13 protein-coding genes are annotated in these 18,137 nt (G+C 47.3%); 8 read left to right on the top strand and 5 right to left on the bottom strand.

The genetic code is table 11. The annotated features are described in order from the left end of the window. The first annotated feature begins 438 nt into the window (after positions 1–438). Genes dndB through dndE form a run of 4 tightly spaced genes read left to right on the top strand, consistent with a single transcriptional unit; the run spans position 439 to position 5,487 of the window. Positions 439–1,527 (top strand): DNA sulfur modification protein DndB, encoded by a 1,089-nt coding sequence (gene dndB / locus BK670_RS17415; RefSeq protein WP_123451520.1) that lies wholly within the window; start codon positions 439–441, stop codon positions 1,525–1,527. After that, the gene (gene dndC, locus BK670_RS17410) at positions 1,520–3,139 is read left to right on the top strand and encodes a DNA phosphorothioation system sulfurtransferase DndC (protein ID WP_123451518.1); all 1,620 of its coding nucleotides are present in this window, start codon (positions 1,520–1,522) and stop codon (positions 3,137–3,139) included. Before dndB ends, dndC begins: the two co-directional genes overlap by 8 nt. 1 nt (position 3,140) lies before the next feature. After that, positions 3,141–5,153 (top strand): DNA sulfur modification protein DndD, encoded by a 2,013-nt coding sequence (gene dndD, locus BK670_RS17405; protein WP_123451516.1) that lies wholly within the window; start codon positions 3,141–3,143, stop codon positions 5,151–5,153. Beyond that, positions 5,140–5,487 (top strand): DNA sulfur modification protein DndE, encoded by a 348-nt coding sequence (gene dndE, locus BK670_RS30290; RefSeq protein ID WP_123451513.1) that lies wholly within the window; start codon positions 5,140–5,142, stop codon positions 5,485–5,487. Before dndD ends, dndE begins: the two co-directional genes overlap by 14 nt. A 397-nt stretch (positions 5,488–5,884) precedes the next feature. On the opposite strand, the gene BK670_RS17395 is transcribed toward dndE, so the two are convergent. Next, entirely contained in the window at positions 5,885–7,231 is a 1,347-nt protein-coding gene (locus BK670_RS17395) for a DUF6602 domain-containing protein (RefSeq protein WP_123451511.1), read from the bottom strand. A gap of 433 nt (positions 7,232–7,664) precedes the next feature. On the opposite strand from BK670_RS17395, the gene BK670_RS17390 reads away from it, so the two are divergent. The 4 genes from BK670_RS17390 to BK670_RS17370 all read left to right on the top strand — a co-directional run bounded on the left by BK670_RS17390 (position 7,665) and on the right by BK670_RS17370 (position 13,368). After that, on the top strand, positions 7,665–8,921 hold the full coding sequence (locus BK670_RS17390; protein WP_123451509.1) for a DEAD/DEAH box helicase: 1,257 nt from the start codon (positions 7,665–7,667) through the stop codon (positions 8,919–8,921). 186 nt (positions 8,922–9,107) lie between these two features. Then, on the top strand, positions 9,108–11,048 hold the full coding sequence (locus tag BK670_RS17380) for a coiled-coil domain-containing protein (RefSeq protein ID WP_123451507.1): 1,941 nt from the start codon (positions 9,108–9,110) through the stop codon (positions 11,046–11,048). Then, positions 11,045–11,542 carry a hypothetical protein gene (locus tag BK670_RS17375; RefSeq protein ID WP_221178374.1) on the top strand — a complete coding sequence of 166 codons (498 nt, stop codon included), beginning with the start codon at positions 11,045–11,047 and terminating at the stop codon, positions 11,540–11,542. Before BK670_RS17380 ends, BK670_RS17375 begins: the two co-directional genes overlap by 4 nt. Beyond that, positions 11,539–13,368 carry a DUF262 domain-containing protein gene (locus BK670_RS17370; protein ID WP_123451505.1) on the top strand — a complete coding sequence of 610 codons (1,830 nt, stop codon included), beginning with the start codon at positions 11,539–11,541 and terminating at the stop codon, positions 13,366–13,368. Before BK670_RS17375 ends, BK670_RS17370 begins: the two co-directional genes overlap by 4 nt. Before the next feature lie 219 nt (positions 13,369–13,587). Here the strand turns inward: BK670_RS17370 and BK670_RS17365 are convergent, their stop codons facing one another. The 4 genes from BK670_RS17365 to BK670_RS17355 all read right to left on the bottom strand — a co-directional run bounded on the left by BK670_RS17365 (position 13,588) and on the right by BK670_RS17355 (position 17,988). Next, entirely contained in the window at positions 13,588–14,799 is a 1,212-nt protein-coding gene (locus BK670_RS17365) for a DGQHR domain-containing protein (RefSeq protein ID WP_185036793.1), read from the bottom strand. 2 nt (positions 14,800–14,801) lie between these two features. Further along, a complete protein-coding gene (locus tag BK670_RS29520) occupies positions 14,802–15,323 on the bottom strand; it encodes a hypothetical protein (RefSeq protein ID WP_148047034.1) in 522 nt (173 codons plus the stop codon). A gap of 914 nt (positions 15,324–16,237) precedes the next feature. Next, positions 16,238–16,864, bottom strand: coding sequence for a hypothetical protein (locus BK670_RS17360; RefSeq protein WP_123451503.1), 627 nt, complete (start codon positions 16,862–16,864; stop codon positions 16,238–16,240). Positions 16,865–16,947: 83 nt separating this feature from the next. Beyond that, positions 16,948–17,988, bottom strand: coding sequence for a DMT family transporter (locus BK670_RS17355; protein ID WP_123452818.1), 1,041 nt, complete (start codon positions 17,986–17,988; stop codon positions 16,948–16,950). Positions 17,989–18,137: the final 149 nt, after the last annotated feature.

Raw genomic sequence — 18,137 nt, 5'->3', positions numbered from 1 at the left:
GCGCAGGATGACGCTGCTACCCCCCTTGAACCTGAAGCCACTATTTCGCCACTAGTATGTCCAGCGTATCCCCCGACAGCACCTGATAACGCTCGCTTGCAAGGCGCTTTCAAAGAACGGCCGCTCTCGTCGTCGGTCAGAGCAGCTTGCGTGGTAAATCACCTTGGAAAAAACTCACCTATAGGTTGGCTCAACCACTTCGCTCACAAACCATAGTGATGCAGGGAAAAACCGTGACACTGCGCGCTGGGCAGACCTAGAAACAGCACGGGTGGCAGGCTTCCGTGCGTGGCAAGCGTCAGAACGCCGCAGGAATCTGAAATGCTCTGATTATCAATGGGGCTACGTCATAAGACAAAAAATTACGTGAAAAAATGACGCAGGAAAAGTAAGCTACGTCTTCTATGACGCAGCCGAGCCCGCAGCTCGCGAGAAACGATGAAGCCATTTGATGCCAACTACTGCTATTCCTTTCCCGCCGTGAGGGGAATACAGGCTGGTCGCCCCTTCTACATCGCGACCTGCCCAATGCGGATAATTCCCAAAATCTTCAGCTTTGATGAGACAGAGGTCCCGCCTGAGCTACGAGCGCAGCGCACTCTGAATAAAACCCGGATACCTGAGATGGTCAGATATCTCCTAGACAATCCCGATGACTACGTTTTCTCAGCGCTAACCGCTTCTATTGCAGTGGAAATTGCGTTTGAGGAATATCCGCAGTCTCAAAACCTGGGAACCCTTCGCGTGCCGATGGATGCTCAGATTCTAATAAACGACGGTCAACACCGACGAAAAGCGATAGAAGAAGCTTTGCTTGAAAGGCCGGAACTAGGACAAGACAACATCCCAGTACTATTTTTTGTTGACGAAGGACTACAGCGTAGTCAGCAAATGTTCGCTGACTTAAATAAGCATGCAATCAAACCCAGTCCTTCATTAGCAACACTTTACGACCACAGAGACCCTTCATCTGAACTCGCTCGATTCCTTGCGAAAACAACTGAACCTTTTGTCGGCCTGACCGAAATGGAAAGATCCAGCGTATCAGCACTGTCAAGTAAGCTATTCACATTGAGTAGTATTAAGCAGGCCACTCGCTCACTTTTGGCTAAAGGCTCGAAAGATGGTTATAGCGAAGACGAGGCAATGCTTGCAACAAAGTTCTGGAAAACCCTTTGCATTTACATGCCAGACTGGCAAATGGCAATGAGCAAAAACGTTTCTGCCGCCCACCTTCGTCAAGAGTACGTTCATGCTCACGCTGTTGGCTTGCATGCCTTAGGATTACTTGGGCGCAGTCTCATCAAATGTAACCCGCATACGTGGGAAGCTGATTTGGCAGGTATTAGAAGTGTGGATTGGCGTAAGACGAACCCCGAATGGTTGCGGCGTACTATGACACATGGAAAATTAAGCAAATCGACTTCGGCGATTCGTCTCACATGCAACGCACTAAAAAATGCTCTATCACTTCCGCTTTCGGCGGAAGAAATATTGCTTGAAAAACAGGTTTTAAATAATGACTAAGCTCGCTTTAGCCTATGACTTGACGGACTATGAAGAGTTCATAAATCATGAACAATTCGCTGGAAAATCACTTTCTGAAACGATCAGTGAAATTCAACGAATGTATTGCATGGACTCACGGCCGTGGATCATTGGCTACAGCGGAGGTAAAGACTCGTCCGCTGTTGTAACATTGGTTTACCTAGCATTACTCGGTCTCCCGCCTGAACTCCGATTAAAACATATTTTCATCATTACCTCCGACACATTGGTTGAAACACCAGTTGTTGTAGACCTGATCAAAAGCAGCATGCTTCTGATCGAAAAGTCTGCAAAACGGGATGAGCTGCCGATCACGCAGCACACTGTGACTCCGCAAACAGATGATACTTTTTGGGTGAATCTTCTGGGTAAAGGCTACCCTGCCCCCAGCCGTAGCTTCCGGTGGTGCACAGAACGGATGAAGATTGACCCCGTAAGTGAATTTATTCGCGAAAAAATTAGCCAATATGATGAGGTCATAGTTCTTCTAGGAGCGCGAAGCGACGAAAGTGCGTCAAGGGCTCAGGTGATCGCCAAGCACAAGATCGATGGCTCTCGGCTCGCGAGACACACAACCCTAGCAAACGCATTTATCTATACTCCCATCGACCACTGGAGCACGGACGATGTCTGGAAGTTGCTCCGTGGTGCATTTCGCTACTCCACGAATGACATCGACGAATGGGAAACTCCTTGGGGTGGCAGCAATCGTCCTTTGTGGACTTTGTATATGCACTCATCAGGACAAGGCGAATGTCCGCTGGTGATTGACGAGAGCACCCCATCATGCGGCAACTCCCGATTTGGTTGCTGGACATGTACTGTGGTCACGAAAGATCGTGCCATGGAAAATCTAATCCAGAATGGTGAAGACTGGATGTTACCGCTGTTGAATTTTCGCGATACTCTCGCCAATACAACGGATCCTCAACAAAAAGACGTATACCGCAATTACAAACGGCGGAATGGAAAAGTAACATATCAGTATGCCAAAGAAGGTGAAGATGTTGCTGCCGAGCGCAAGCATATTCCTGGTCCATATTGGCTGAAATACCGAAAAATTTGGCTCAAAGAACTCTTAAAACTTGAAAAGCAACTAAATGATGACGGACATGAAATAACTCTGATTACAGAACCAGAGCTACATGCAATCCGGCAAGAATGGTTAAGAGACCCAAATGAACCAGATTGGACAGATGAGCTGCCGTCTATCTATAAAAGCGTCTATAGCAATAATCTTGACTGGGTAATCGACGACCAGTCTCGGTTCGACACCTGTGACGCGGAACTGTTGAGCAACATTTCAGAGAAGCATAACACCAGTCCAGAGATGGTTATGAAACTGATCGAACTCGAAGTATCCATGGAAGGGTTGAGCCGCCGCCATGGGATTTTCGAAAAAATCGACAGTATTCTCCGAAAGGACTGGGGCTCCCTAGAACAGATTGAAGAGAACCAAGTGCTGCTTCAAAAGCGACACCAAAAGGATATTCATCAATTGGATATAGCGAACATCGAAAAAGAAATTAAAAATATCCAAGATCAGATTGTGACCGCGGGAATGCAAAACCCTGCGGACTGGACAGCCTAAGATGATGATAAAAAATTTAACCCTTGAAAATTTCAGAGTATTTCAAGGTGTGCATGAGATTGATTTAGAGCCTAAAGACAGCGCGCATGGCTCCAAGCCGATCATATTGATTGGAGGTCTGAACGGGGCAGGGAAAACCTCTATTCTGACCGCCATACGTTTAGCACTGTATGGCCGAAATGCATTTGAGGGTTTACACCAAAATCAGGATTATATTGAAAAGCTTGAATCGTTCGTTCATAACGGAAGCAAAGCACCCGAGCAACCGGGTTACGCCGCCGTCACATTGACTTTCACCTATAATAAGAACGGCGAGCAATCAATTTTCAAAGTGGACCGGACCTGGAATCGAGGTGAGAAGGATCGGCTCACCCTTTTTCAAGACGGGGCTATTTTAAATGAGCTAAATTATGACCAGTGCCAAGGCTTTCTCAACGAATTAATACCCCATGGAATAGCAGATTTATTCTTTTTCGATGGCGAGAAAATCGCTTCTCTTGCTGAGGACGAGTCTGGTCGAGTTCTACAAACTGCAGTCCGCCGGTTGCTCGGTTTAGATCTGATTTCAAAACTCCGTAACGACTTGGCGATATTTCTAAAACGCCAAGCCGCGGCCGCGTCAAGCATTGAACATCAAAACAAACTGATGGAACTCGAACAGGATGGGTTAAGACATGGTCTGAGCGCCGAAAACTTTCGGTACGCAGCAGATTTGGAGAAAATTTCGCTAGAAATCATCTTGAATGACATCAGGAAGCAAGAAGCGCTGCTTGCCACTCAAGGCGGGGCATTTGCCTCCAGCAAAGCCACCGAGCAGACGCGTGTAGACGAACTAATCAAGGCAAGGGCTAGCTCCGAAAAGTCTATCCGCCACGAGCTGGAGGGAGCCCTACCGTTTGCATTAGCCCCCAATGCACTCCGCGTACTGCTGAAGCAACTGGAAACTGAATCAGATCTAAAAAAACGCTCAATTTTCACCTCCGAATTCAACGCGTTTATCAACACTCTCAATAAGAATTCCGAACTAAGCGCATTACCGTCAAAGTCATCATTAATGGCCACGATTGATAAAGAATTTAAAAAATATGTCGGCACCTCCTCCAATGACCAGATAATACTGGACATTTCCGAACGAGAGCTGGGCATTCTTGAGAAAGCTATAAATAGCGAGGCGGTCATTTCTTACGCACGCTTTGATAAAGCCCGTTCAGATTTGGAACAATCTGAACGCGAACTTGAACAAGCGTCAAGTAATATCGAGCGCGCCCCCGATGACGAACAGCTAATGGACGCCATTCAACATATCCGGGATCTCGATAAAAAATACCAAGCAGTATTGACTGGGTACAAAGCGTTGCTTGAAAAAGCTCGGAAGGCGTTGCTGGATCAGTTGGACTGCGCCAAGAAACTACAAAAGCTTCATGACAAAGGAAGAACAGAGCATAGTTCAAACGGAGCCACAGAGAATGCCAATCGCACTCTGGCATTGCTAGATGAGTATGGAGTGGAGCTGACAAGGGCTAGGGTTCAAAAACTGGAAAAAATGTTCGCAGAAGCATATCGACGTCTAGCTCGAAAAGATGACCTAAGAATAACTGCGCGCATCAATGCTTCTACTTTTGACGTGGAGTTAATTGATGATGGCGGATCAGTTATCAATCGACGGTCACTCTCTGCCGGTGAGCAGCAAATTTATGCGATTGCAATTCTGGATGCTCTAGCTAAAACGTCTGGTCGGCAGCTTCCAGTGATCATCGATACGCCACTTGGACGGTTGGACTCTCGCCATAGAGAGAATCTTATCGAAAATTATTTCCCATCAGCGAGCCATCAAGTTGTTTTACTGTCCACTGATACAGAAATAAATGAGCGGTATTATATCGACCAGCTATCTAAATATACGTCACATAGCTACCAGATTAGCTTTGATGGTGCGACGAAATCTGCTCAGTTGAATCCAGGTTATTTTTGGTCTCGAGATAACGGCGAGGTTTTCTACAATGCTACCCAATAGAATGCAGCTAACCAGCGAAACAGAGGAACAGCTTAAGCGCCTGAAAGGATACACGGGCGTTACTCCCAACATAGCAGCCAGGCTAGCGTTCTTTCGCTCGATAGAGACAAATTTTCACTATGAAGAAGATGAGCGAAAACTAGATGGGTCGCTTGTGCTGGATAAAGTGACTTGGCTGGGAGAAACTGCACTCGTGACCGAACTGCTTCTACAGTTACGGTATCCGAATATGGATCAAAAACATTTGGTGAAGGCGTGGGCCGCTCATGTTAATGATGGGATATCCGCATTGCGTACTCATCGAAACCTGAAGAGCTTCGTTGCCGCAATTTGATGACATCATTAACCAACGATCGCTGACCACTGGCTGAGTCTCCTTGGTTGTGGCGGTCACCAAACCGCCACAACCCTTAACCGCTTTTTGCCGCCAGGATGAATGCCGTGTATCTTCTCACCAATGACCAAACCGTAACTGCAACACCAAATACACATTCAAAGTCCTTATCTGACACCTATGATGCTCTCCTATACCAGAGGTGAAAGAGCTAATCTTTATCCTAAGCCGGTAAATTTTCAAAAATCGATTGAATCACCCCGTCCAAATTACCCCGCGGACTCGTTTCGACTTTCAGAGTGTCAAGACGCGCCCTCCGCCTAGCTAAGCACCGGCCGTTACTGCGAAAACTGTCTGCCAAGGGGACGCACCTGCGTTTCAAGCATCGAGCGGGTAGCTACGCATCAAAATTATCTTCTCCGTCCAACCAGCGCTGTGCTCCAATGATAAGTTTTTCCATTTCTTCGACTGCAATTTCCTCTTCATCGCCTTCGTCAAAGCCGAAGTAAGCGCCCCAACTGTCATCGCCTGCCCTCAGGTCCTTGATATCTTCGCTATACGTATCTTCGCCAAGCATTCTTCCCATGTAATCCATCTTGAACGGCTTCATGCCACCAAATTTAAGATGGGACAGCAAACTCTGCATGAAGAAGCTGGATTGGCTTTCGAGGTCGGTCGCGCTATTCTTGGAGCATAGTACTGGAACCAATCTGCCATTTTCATTTCGTGTATACCGCGTGTATGCAAAGGTCTTATTGTTAACGCAGGCGCACGTCAAATGTTGGAATGGTCGCGAAATCATCTCGCCTGGCCCGCCCTGTGACTGTAAATTCCAATCAGTATAAAATTTTGCGATCTTCTCGTACAAAACATGACTTTTCAAAGGACTCTCGAATGCGAATATACCTTTAAAGAATGGCGGCTCTTTGTCGTCGAAGTACGAGGCTAAATCCAATAACTCTAATGCGGATACAAGATTTTCAGCTGTGAGACTGGTCTTGACTTCAATGACGGCACGTACCGATTCTGGAGGCACTATCACAAGGTCCCCTTCTCGAAATACGGGCGCATAGTCAATCCGATCGTAGATCAGAATGTCGATCTGTTTTTTAAGTCCGTAGATGAATCCTGTTGCGACGTGGTAACGTTCAGGAAGATGCTTTCTAAGTGAATTTTGCAGCAGATTTTCTCGGTAAGTCCCCACGGTAGGACCGTGGTCGATTATAAACCTGACACGCTCGCTCAATGAGGCCAATTCGGAGGCAATTGTTGCGGAGAATTTTCGTTGTTTCTCGCGTGCGCTTTGGGCAGGAGAAAGGGAAAGTACTACGGCTTTCCCCTTTTGCTTTGCTACAATTTTTTTGGCAGCAACGAGGCAGCGTAGGATCCAAGGTGCGTGTTCGTCCCTAAACTTGTACTTATCCTTATGCTTTATCATCAGACTGATTAATTCTTCGAGCGGCAAATCTTTGTGCTTGCCCAACAGAGCACAAACCAAGTCTCCAATAGTGTGCATTGACTCAGCAAGCGCCCTATATCTTTCATGTGAAAATAGCGAGAATGGATAAATCCATAATGCGCCGCGTTCGCTTACTGGCACGGCCCGCAGGTTTTTACCACTAAAGGGATCAGAAGCAGGCTCCAATACATACGCATCTTTGTTAATTTCTCGGACACGATAAGTAACAATACTATCCCAGTTGTCGTTCGCGCAAATGCAAACATCAGAGATTTTCAATTCCATAAGATTATTTCCTGATGGGAAGTTTCCGCAAAAACACACATTGGATAGGCTCGGTGCGCACGGTTGTCTTCAGTAAACGCGCCACAGCTCCCTTCCAGGATAGGGTTTTTCGTTACCTTGACATCTCATGCGAGCAGTTTCACGGTAGTAAGACTTCGAAGTCCCCACCGATGAGACTGAGGCAATCGCCGAGGATATCGCACAACCCTGCACAACGCTCCCGGCCTTTGACAAAACCTGAAGCGGTCAATGGATATTCTCCGCCCGCCGGATATAGTATCATTTTGACTCAGAACGCCTATTCTGGGCGGGCGGTGAGCTTGCAGACAAGGAATTCGACCGATGCCTGTGGCGTCAACCGGCGGTCCTAAAGCCACCAAAGGATTGTGGAAATGACACGTTGCCTAACGCGACACCATCGTAGGGATATCGGATGACCTCCCCTACACCGCTTTCTAGCCGTTGGGCTCATCAACTTCAAGCGATGAGAGCATTCCTGAGCACTCACAACGGTGTTCTGGAGATGGCAACCGGTTCGGGGAAAACGCGCACAGCCTTGAACATCATCAATCAGCTGTCCAACGAGGGACTGATAGAAATCGTTATCGTCGCGGCTTTTGGTACAGACCTGCTAGATCAGTGGTATGGAGAACTTCTAAAACAGACAAACTTGAGGATTTATCGTGCGTATGCCCAACACCGTGAATCTCTCGCCTTCATCAATGATTTAAATAATTCCGTTCTATTGATTTCATTAGATAACCTTGACAAGGTATTAACTAAGCTTGATGAAGCTAAGATTGCACAAGGTCTATTGGTGTGTGACGAAGTTCATCGCTTAGGCTCTACGGCACTGGTAAAGAAATTGGCAGGACGACTAATAAAATTTCATTACAGACTAGGCCTAAGCGCGACACCAGATAGGACCTACGATCAAGTAGGTAACGAATTTATTCAAAAAGAAATTGGCCCGACGATTTTTCGTTTTGGTTTGAGAGAGGCGATTGAGCGAGGTGTATTGTGTGAAATGGATTACATTGAACTCAGATACTTCCTATCCCCATTAGATAGAGCTGACATTAGAGCCATAATTCGTAGTCACTATGCCAAAATAAAGTCTGGCCAAGCAGAGCCTATAGAAACCTTATACAGAAATATTTCTCGTATCCGAAAACTTACAAAAGAAAAAATCCAACCGTTTCGAGAGTTCGTATCAAAAAACCCAGACATACTAAAGCGCTGTATTATTTTTGTAGAAACCGCGGAGTACGGAGCTTTAGTACAAAAAATTTTAATGGAATATAGTACTGATTACCACACGTATTACCAAGATGACGATCGCAAAAACCTCCAGCTCTTCGCTGACGGAAGTCTAAAGTGCCTGGTCACTTGCCATCGCATATCTGAAGGTATCGATATACACTCAGTAAATAATATTGTTTTATTCTCATCTTCTCGCGCTAGACTTGAAACGATCCAACGCCTAGGCAGATGTTTACGTATCGATCCCAATAATACGTTAAAAAAGGCGCGTGTTATCGACTTTATTGAACCTTCGTTAAGCGAAGAAGAAAACCAAGAAGATGGCTATCTAAATGCGGACGAAGAGCGCAGAGAGTGGTTTTTATCTTTAGCTCAAATAAAAACTTCAGACTTAGCCTCTGATTCCTTACAAGTGAAGGCAGTCTAATGGAAATAAATTCGGCAGTTCTAGAAGCAATTGACAGTGTATTGGTAGGTATGCCGGATCAAAATGAAGACTTTAAAAGGCGCTTTCGCCTTTTGATAAAACATGTCCTCTCGGGTAGCTACGATGATAGTGAAGTGAGAGATACTATGGAAAGCTTATCTGTCATTGTTGATCCGGAGGAATAACATGGACGTGCGTTTAACTGGCTGGAGCAGTCAAAATATACGGGGAGGCCTACGAGATATTGACATCGAGTTGGGCCCTAACCCAAAACGTTGGACATTAGTTCAAATGCCTAACGGGACTGGTAAAACAACGACGATGGAGTTGCTTAGAGCAACACTGAGCGGCGCAGACCTGACTAAAGCTAACGTCCGAGCTTTGCGGGCTGACGATAGTGTGGAGCACGGGCTCTTTGAAGTAAGACTTCAAGTAGACACCAAAGTAATTCGGCTGCAGCTCAGACTTAACTTCATTGAATCAAGCGCTTCTTACTGGACTGCTCGTGCCGGTGAACGAATGGGTGGTATCGACGAAGGCCGCAATCTTCCAGCGGATTTGCGACTATTACTGAAGCCAGCCCTTACCGAACTTTTCGTTTTCAACGGTGAGTTAGCTACCCAAATTATTGATCTTGGTAAAACGCGGGCTGCAGAAGCGATTCGAGCATTATATGGCCTTGATACCATCGATGCTGTAAAACAACGTGTTAATGCGCTTATTGAACAAGAGCAACGCAGAGCAGCCTCAGTTACAGCCGCAAAAGAGAAAAAAGGCATTACTCAGCTCGAGAACGCGTTTGCAGAAGCGGAAGCAGCGAAAAAACGTCTAGAGGAGTCCAGCAAGCGGGTCTTATCACATATTTCCCAGCTAAATATAGATAGATCACGACTAGAGGCGCAGATAGAGGCCAGAATAGCCGAAGACTCCGAACTTCGCGAAAAATTGTCTGATATTTACGAGAAGAAATCAGAAACTGATGACAACATCAATATCCTGAGCACTCAAGCTCTGGAAATTTTGCGGAGGCCATCGCAAGTTCATCCAGTTCTCTTGTCCAGATTAAAAAACTTGGGCGGGAAACTTTACGAACTAAAGCTACCTGAAACAATTTCACGGGAATTCTTTCGCGAGCTTTCTGCACAAGATACGTGCGTGTGCGGTAGACCCATTGGCCACGAAGAAAGACATGCTATCAGTGAGGGTGCTGAACGCTATCTTGCGCAGGATCAAATCTCTGTAATTAACCAAATGAAGCTGGCGCTTAGGGAAAGCTCCGGTGATGCAGACGGATTATCCGAAGCAATTTCCAGTTTGCAAGCGCAGTTAATCGAACGACGCAAACTAAGTAATGAGAGAGACAGGGTAGCATCCGCAAAGATTGCTGAAGGTGATGAGATTCTAAACTCTCAACGCTCTGAACTACGTAACTGCATAGCCGAGATGGAAAAATTAACGGCGAGTAGTGAACGACTGACGACAAAAGACCCGCTTCGTCATAAAGCGTTACGTGCCACCTGGGAGACAAACCTTCCACTCTGCGAGACAGAGTTGAAAAATCGAAAATTTCGACTAGAAACGGCGACAAGAACTCGAAATTTCGCACTGCAGGGGGATCAGCTTAAAAACGCGATTACAACAACTGTACAAATCGCTTTGGAAATACTGCGGGAGCGTGTCCGACTCGCAACTAATGAAAAACTCAAAAGAATCAATAAAAATGAAATGATTGAGGTTTCCAAAATTGAAGGAGGCCTGGTTCTCTCATCTCCTGGGCTTGGAGCAAAAGCTGGCGCAAGTGAAGGGCAAAAGTTGGCTATCGCTTATGCGTTTCTAACCTCTCTTTTAGCGGAGGCCACTTACAAGCTGCCATTTATCGTTGACAGCCCGGCCGTCTCGCTAGACAACGCTGCCAGGAAAGAAGTCGGTGAAATCATCCCTGATTTTTTCGGTCAGATGATAATGTTTGTTATATCAAGCGAACGCGATGGATTTGCGGAGTCATTTTATAGAAAAAGCGCAGACGTTAAGTATATTACTGTAACGCCTTTTAAAAGTGGTAACGTGCAAATCACAGAAGGTCTCGAATTTTTCAAGAACTTCCAGGCACCGGAGTCAGCATTATGAGCTTCCAAGCGCCTGTTGGAATGAGAAGTTTTTTCAACTTTGATTCAAATCGTATGTTCGCTAGATCAATCGAACCTAAGAGGGAATTAGCTCCTCGCTTTCTACTTTTCGACGCCTACTATTGCTGTCTTCTTTTGGGTTTAGATGCTCGTCACTTAGGAGACGAAAAGAATATAGAGCAAGAAAAATTTTTAGACAGCTACCCCGACAGCTATAAAGGGCAAGCAGAATTAATTGCCGGGCTGCTGGTGGACGCAGAACTGACCCGGCGAGAAGTCGCTTCCGACAACAGGACAGATATTGAACGAGTCATGGTCAGGCTATTAGACTTAACGTCTTCTACTCGCTTGAGTGCGGAGGGAGACCGTCTCTTGAATAGATACGCCGCCAGTGGGTTTGATAGGATTCGTGAAACAATAACTAGTCCCGAAAACCTAGAGGACTTTTTAGTTGCTTATTATGGAATTTGGAAAGAGAAGGATACTCACGAATGACGGATTCTCAACGGATGCACATTCATCCCGTACACCAGTCAATTGCAGATCTTCTGGGCGGAACGATAACATTTGAGGTACCTCGCTACCAAAGAAATTACGCCTGGGGTCCTGACCAGGTTTCAGCATTTATCAAAGATCTAGATCAGTGCCTCCTTGCACGTGCCGCAGGAGAGCGAAGGGATCACTTTTTTGGTGGTATTGTAACTGCTGCCGCCCCAGTGCAAGGAAGCAGCCGCCACAATCACGAATTGATTGACGGCCAGCAAAGACTGGTTACATTTCAGATTCTGATGATGCAACTAAAACGTACAATGTTAGCGCTCGCGGATACTTTGCCGGAAAACTCAGAGCTCGATGCATTTCTACGGCAAAGAGCGGATTCCTTTGAAAAAAAATATCAAATATATTCCGATTCTATTCAACTAAGAGTGCGGGAAATACCGCGTCTAAACCTATCTGTGCCTGATCATGAATTTTACTCTCAAATGGCTGCAGGGCGCCCGGCACAGGCGGAAAGAAAGTCGCACCGGTTGTTGCAGCTAGCTTACGATATGATAGGAACCAAATTAGCTCAAATCGTTGCCAGCCAAAATACCGATGATGAAAAGGCTACCGCCTTGAATGCTGTCCACGACGTATTTGAATCCGACTGGACCGTAATTCACATGGGGGCGTCCTCACGCGCTCATGCATACATGCTATTCCAAGTATTAAATGACCGTGGCGTGAGCCTCACTGAGGCTGAATTGTTGCGCTCCAGCACTATGGAAGCAATGGAGTCATTAGTATCAGCAGCGGAGCTCGGGGTCGTAGAGACTTGCTGGGATGATATTTTAAGCGGCAAAGACGTTGATATACGCGACGCATTGAGCTGGATTTATGCTTCCAATATGGGAACGTCGCCCAACCAGGCAACATTACTGACCGACGTACAGAACGCGTTGTTTCCTGCACTGAGCAATGAGAATGAAATCACTATTGGTGTCGCGCGCGAAATAGGCTCCGCGGTAAGCATCTTGAGGACTGAGGTGAGTTTACTGGAGACCATTCTCCGAGGTGAATGGCCTTGTACCCCCCATCAAAGTGTGACCATATGGGATCGTGATCGATTGAGGTTACTCATCGTCCACTTGAAACAAACCGATTGTATGCCCTTAATCATCTCTGCTGCGTCACTATTGTCACCTGTTACTTTTTCAAAAGTCATACATGTATTAGAAAAATTCTGCTTTCGTTACCTAATTATTGTCGAAGCGTCCAAGACTGAAGCGATTAGTATTTTTAATAGGCATGCGGTTGACATACGAAGGAATCCGGCCAAGTATGATCCACGCACGCTAACCAATGACCTCCGCGAACTATTAGAAACCCATGCACCAGATGATTTATTTAGAGATCGTCTCTCACTGCTTCATTATCCGCGCTCGCAATCTAAGAAAATAGTTAAGTACTTCCTTATGACCCTTGAACACTTCGTCAACTGGTACGATGGCGGCGCACAAGGCAGTCCTCTATGCAGAGACAAGGTGAGAGTATTTGATTTCGAAATGGCAACTATTGAACATGTTTACGCGGAAAATGCTAATGAGCGTGACGACGAACTTGACCCATTATTAGATACACTGGGCAATCTCACAATACTGAGTCAGTTTGAAAATAACAATGTGGGGGCAGCAAGTTTCGCAGAGAAAAGAGCTGTATTCGCTGCATCGACATCTACGCTAAATCAGCAAATAGCTGCCGAACCAGTTTGGACGGCGGAAATAATTCACTCTCGAAAATTACGCTTAGTGGAGATAGGAACTAAGATATTTATAATTTAGACGGTCACCCATCGAGACTACCGTATGTTTGGACTGCTGCACCACGTATTTAACTGTTTACCTCAGGCTGCCTCGATCGAAGATGACGTGGCTTGCGCTCACCAGAGATGCCGCAGTTGGCGACTGCCGACCCTGCGGTAGGCATACCTCGTGGCTCGCTTACTAGCTAAGTAACTGCTTACCTCAAACAGTTTGATCGAGGTAAGCAGGTTAAAATTATCATTTCAGCCCTATGGCTCCCTTAATCGATCGTGCAATCATCGACCGCCCAGACCCTGACGCATTCTTAAATTGTACGTCTGAAAAATCTATCTTCCCGGCAGGTAGCAAAGTCGTTGTGAAATATTCCACACTAACGTCCTTATTTCCTACCACGCTTATCGCCATCGAACGAAGTATATCAAGGAGAGCTTGCACTCCGACGGTTCTAGTAATAAACGACTCTGCTGTAGCGCTACTCCAAAAAACATCGTCGCAGGCAGCTAAATAATTGCTAACAATTCTATATATCAGAGCATCATTTCCTTGCAAGTACAGATCACGCAAGGGTGACTTATCCTTACGATATTCGAGCAACTCTTGTCTAGGGCTCTTTTTTCCTGTAAGCATGAAATTAGCATCACGCTTAGGATTAGATGAAATAAGCCTCAGGATACCTTCAACTATAACGGCCGTTGACACGCGCCATGAGCGGTTCAAGGATAGCGCTTGTAGGTGAGAGTCTTTTTTGGGAGCTATTAAGACTTTGCCTTGGATAGGTGAATCCGCCTCCGTGCTGAGTTTTCTGGTCAAAAAAACTGCAAGTTTTTCCGGCGTCCAGAACTCCGGCGTCTCATCATCAATATTGTAGCCGAACTGTTCATAAGTCAGACTCTTATCGACTGGCTTTTGCGTAGAGTTAATAGTAGCAAACAGTTGCGCTTGAAAAGGTAGTGGCAAGTCTATGAATACTGCACAAACTAAATCCATATCAAGCCGCTCTGGATTGGCGTTTACAAATCCAAATAAACGATGCTGCCCATCGATTATTGAAGCAGTCTTTGCCTGCGATGGAATCGTAAGTTCATAACCCCCGCCCGCCCCTTTTGAAACAAACCATTCTACTTCTTCGTTTCCAAACTCGTCCTGCCCTTCACTATCCAAATCAACATCTGATCGACTATTAGCAGCTAATATGATCGCATTAGGAAACGCGGCATCAGAACGATTTATATACTCTGTAATTGAATCCAGACGTTTTTCCTGTCTTTCTCGCTGAGTACCTTCTAGGTGGTAAGTCCCTGTCTCGCTAGAGTATACCGCTCGCAATCGTTCGCTTTCCGCAACTTGAAGTACTACCTTAGCGGGAAGTGATATAACATAGAAAACCCCAAGAGGTTGAAACACTTGTAGTGCGGGCACCGTCAATGGATATGTAATTGGCTTACTCATTTTTATACCTTAAATCCATCTAAATTGCCTGAGAGTGGAGTGCTGGCATCTGCGGGTCCATATGCAGCGGTTGGATCCGGTTCTAGGAAGTCAGGATTTTTTGCGTTGGCTATCCACCAACTCCACAACGCAAGAGCTGAAAGAATGATTTCAACAACCAAGCCAAGTGGAGTGTACAACTGCAGAAATCCAATTGAACCGCATGCAATAACAAAGATCAAACAGAGTAATACACCTAATGCACGGAGCATTTTAGGGTAATCCCCCATAATAAACTGCAGCATTGATGCACAGCCTAACGAGGGATAAAAAACATTTATCGCAAAACAGATAGTTTTAAAACTAGCCTCACTTGAGAAAAGCACGTTAACTCGCACTATCTCAACCCATATCCCAAGGCCGCCAAAAAATAAAACACCGACAAAAAAGAATATTACGAAAGAAGGGTGCCCCCACGGATCTTTTGAACGTGATGCAAGAGCAGCTCTAAACTGGTACCAATAACTGGTTTCATTATCATCCATCGTCCGATCCATTCATCTATTTGGAACACGTAAACCCATCGATCAGGCATGAATCGCGCTGGATCGCTTACCGACACTCCGAGACTATTTCTTCAAAGATGCCTTGCTTTTCCGTAGTAGTGCTTTAAGGCGGGGCATATGATTCTCCTTGAAATTTCGGCCTTCCGAGGGACTGATGGTAGCAACATACCATCACTCAAGACTATATCATTCAGGGCCATTGGGCACAGCGGGTTTCAGCCTCCTCGCAAGAACAAAAGAGCGTTAAGTCCCAGGCAATGAGGACGAAGATGGTGAGGGAATGCTTGGTTCGAAATAGCGAGAATGTGGCTTAAGGCCGCTATTCCGGTTGCTTCCAAGTGTTTTGGAGGCCTAGGTGGAAGCAGCTATGATGCAGCGGATGAAACGACCTTCAGCTCGGCGCTACACAGAGGGATTACCACCCGACTGAGTCCAGCGCCTAATTGATCATGAGCGAGGGGACCTCCTCCATAGGGACACGGATCGACTACTTAGCCGGCGGCTGCACAGGCGCTTACCGTATATAAATATTCGCGACATTACAGGCAACGACCACTTTTTACCCACACGATCCTCGACTGGAAACTCTGAATAATCCTGGGCGAAGCAATTTTCAACTGAACGGTATTCCAATCGGTATTCCAGCTGAAAATAAAAATTTATTTTAACCCCATAAATCAATAGTTTACTAAACGAATTCAGATTACCCCGGCCCACCAACTCTCAACGACAAAGCCCGCCTAGTGCGGGCTTTGTCGCATCTGCACCTTAGCCAAACCGGACACACAAGACCGCAGCCTGCAATCGCTCAGGCTCAATACCCCTGGCAATGCCCCACCCACAAAAAAGGACGACCTAATGTCGTCCTTTTCCATACCTGCACTCCAGAACAATCAACGAGCAACACTAACCAAATCCGGACGACTGGACTTAAGCATCGCCTCATTAACCTTGCCCTGAATCGAGCAGGTGAACATCCCCTTACTCCCAGCACTCAGCTCTTCCGGAGCCGGTTCAATCAGGAACACGCGCTCAGCACTGTCGACCACCAGTTTACCGGCCGTGGCAGCAGGATCTTCCGGCTGCCAGCTGGATTTGCCGTGGGACCAGATTTCCGCGCGAGCGTAGAGTCCCTGCGACATGTCCAGGCGTGGTCCGCCGGCTTTTTCCAGTTGAGTGTGGAGTTCATTCGGGGTCTGCTTGGCGTAGAAGCCCCAACTGATGATGCGCGTGCCCATCAGGTCCATGTCTTCGGCGTAAAAGCCAGTCAACGACATGCCATCGATCTCGACCGGTTTGGCAAAAATCCAGCGCTGCCCCATGTCGCTCTTGGTGCCACCGGACAATTTGATCTGGCCATTTTCGACAGTGCTCGGCACCAGATCCTTGATCAAAGGTGATTGCACAACGGCCAGTGAGTGATCGTCACAAGCGGCAAACGACGTCACCGGTGAGGGAGCAGCGGCGACGTTGAAGGCCGAAAACAGGGTCACAAGGGGCAGCAGGAAAAAGGGTTTCATGGAATGACTCGAATGAAAGACTGAAGAAACCGACTAAAAAAAGATATCACAGTGATATCAATCGTCAGGTTTCAGACATTCAATCAGTGCTCATGCCGATGATGCACATCCGGAAAATGCGCATGCTGGTGACGCATCGGCATATGCACATGGGGATGACTGTGCGGCTCCCTTCCATCCCATTCAACCCCGTGCGTATGCTGATGATGCTCGTCGTGTGTATGACGATGATCGTGCTCGAGCCGTTCGTGCTGATGCTCGTGAGTATGGTTTTCCATCAGGTGAATCCATACCCCCACGGCCATCAATGCCGCAGCGAGCAGGAACATCAGCGATACCGACTCGCCCAGCAGCAGAATCGAGATAGCGGCGCCCAGAAACGGCGCGGTGGAAAAGTACGCGCCGGTGCGCGCACTGCCCAGCCCGCGCAGGGCGAGGACGAACATGACCAGGCTGACGCCGTAGCCGAGAAACCCGACCAACAGGATGGGCACCAGCGAGGCGGCGGCAGGCATTTGCGTGCCGATGAACAAGGCCAGGCCGCAATTGACCAAACCCGCCACAAGACCTTTGCTGCCGGCGATGAACAGCGCGTCCGAGGCAGAGACTTTCCGCGTGAGGTTATTGTCGATGGCCCAGCAAAAGCAGGCGAAGGCGACGGCCAGCGGACCTGTCCAGTCCTGCGCCGACACGGCCTCCTGCGGCCAGGACAACACGATACCGCCGGCCACGATGGCGAGCATGCCGATCACGATTCGCCGATCGGCATTTTCCTTGAACACTACCCACGCCAGCAGTGCCGTGAGCACTGATTCCAGGTTGAGCATCAGTGACGCGCTCGCGCCGGACGTTCTGGTCAAACCGAACATCAACGCCACCGGCGCCAGCACACCGCCGAAGCCGATGGCTCCGATCAGCCACGGCCATTCGCCGGTGCCGAGTCCGGACCGCTGCCAGCCTCGATCGCGGGCGAAACGCAGGACGGTCAAACCCAGACCGCTGCCCAGATAGAGCAATCCGGCCAACAGAATCGGCGAAATCTGTACCCCCAGCAGCTTGGCGAGTGGCGTACTGGCGCCAAACAATGCTGCCGCAACCAAAGCGTAGAGAACGCTCACATTCATGACGGGATCACTCGCTCGGGCCGATGGAATACCGGCAATGATCATCGCAAAACTCAGGTGAGAATTATGTGAACAGCTGATTCGTGTCAGGGAACATCACTTCAAGCACGTGCTCAAATCCAGCAACATTTAATCCGCGTAATCACTGG

The sequence above is a fragment of the Pseudomonas fluorescens genome (assembly GCF_003732425.1).
Classification (GTDB): Bacteria; Pseudomonadota; Gammaproteobacteria; order Pseudomonadales; family Pseudomonadaceae; genus Aquipseudomonas; species Aquipseudomonas fluorescens_BE.
The sequence above is the reverse complement of the archived record's forward strand: the minus strand, read 5'-3'. Positions and strand labels throughout refer to the sequence as shown.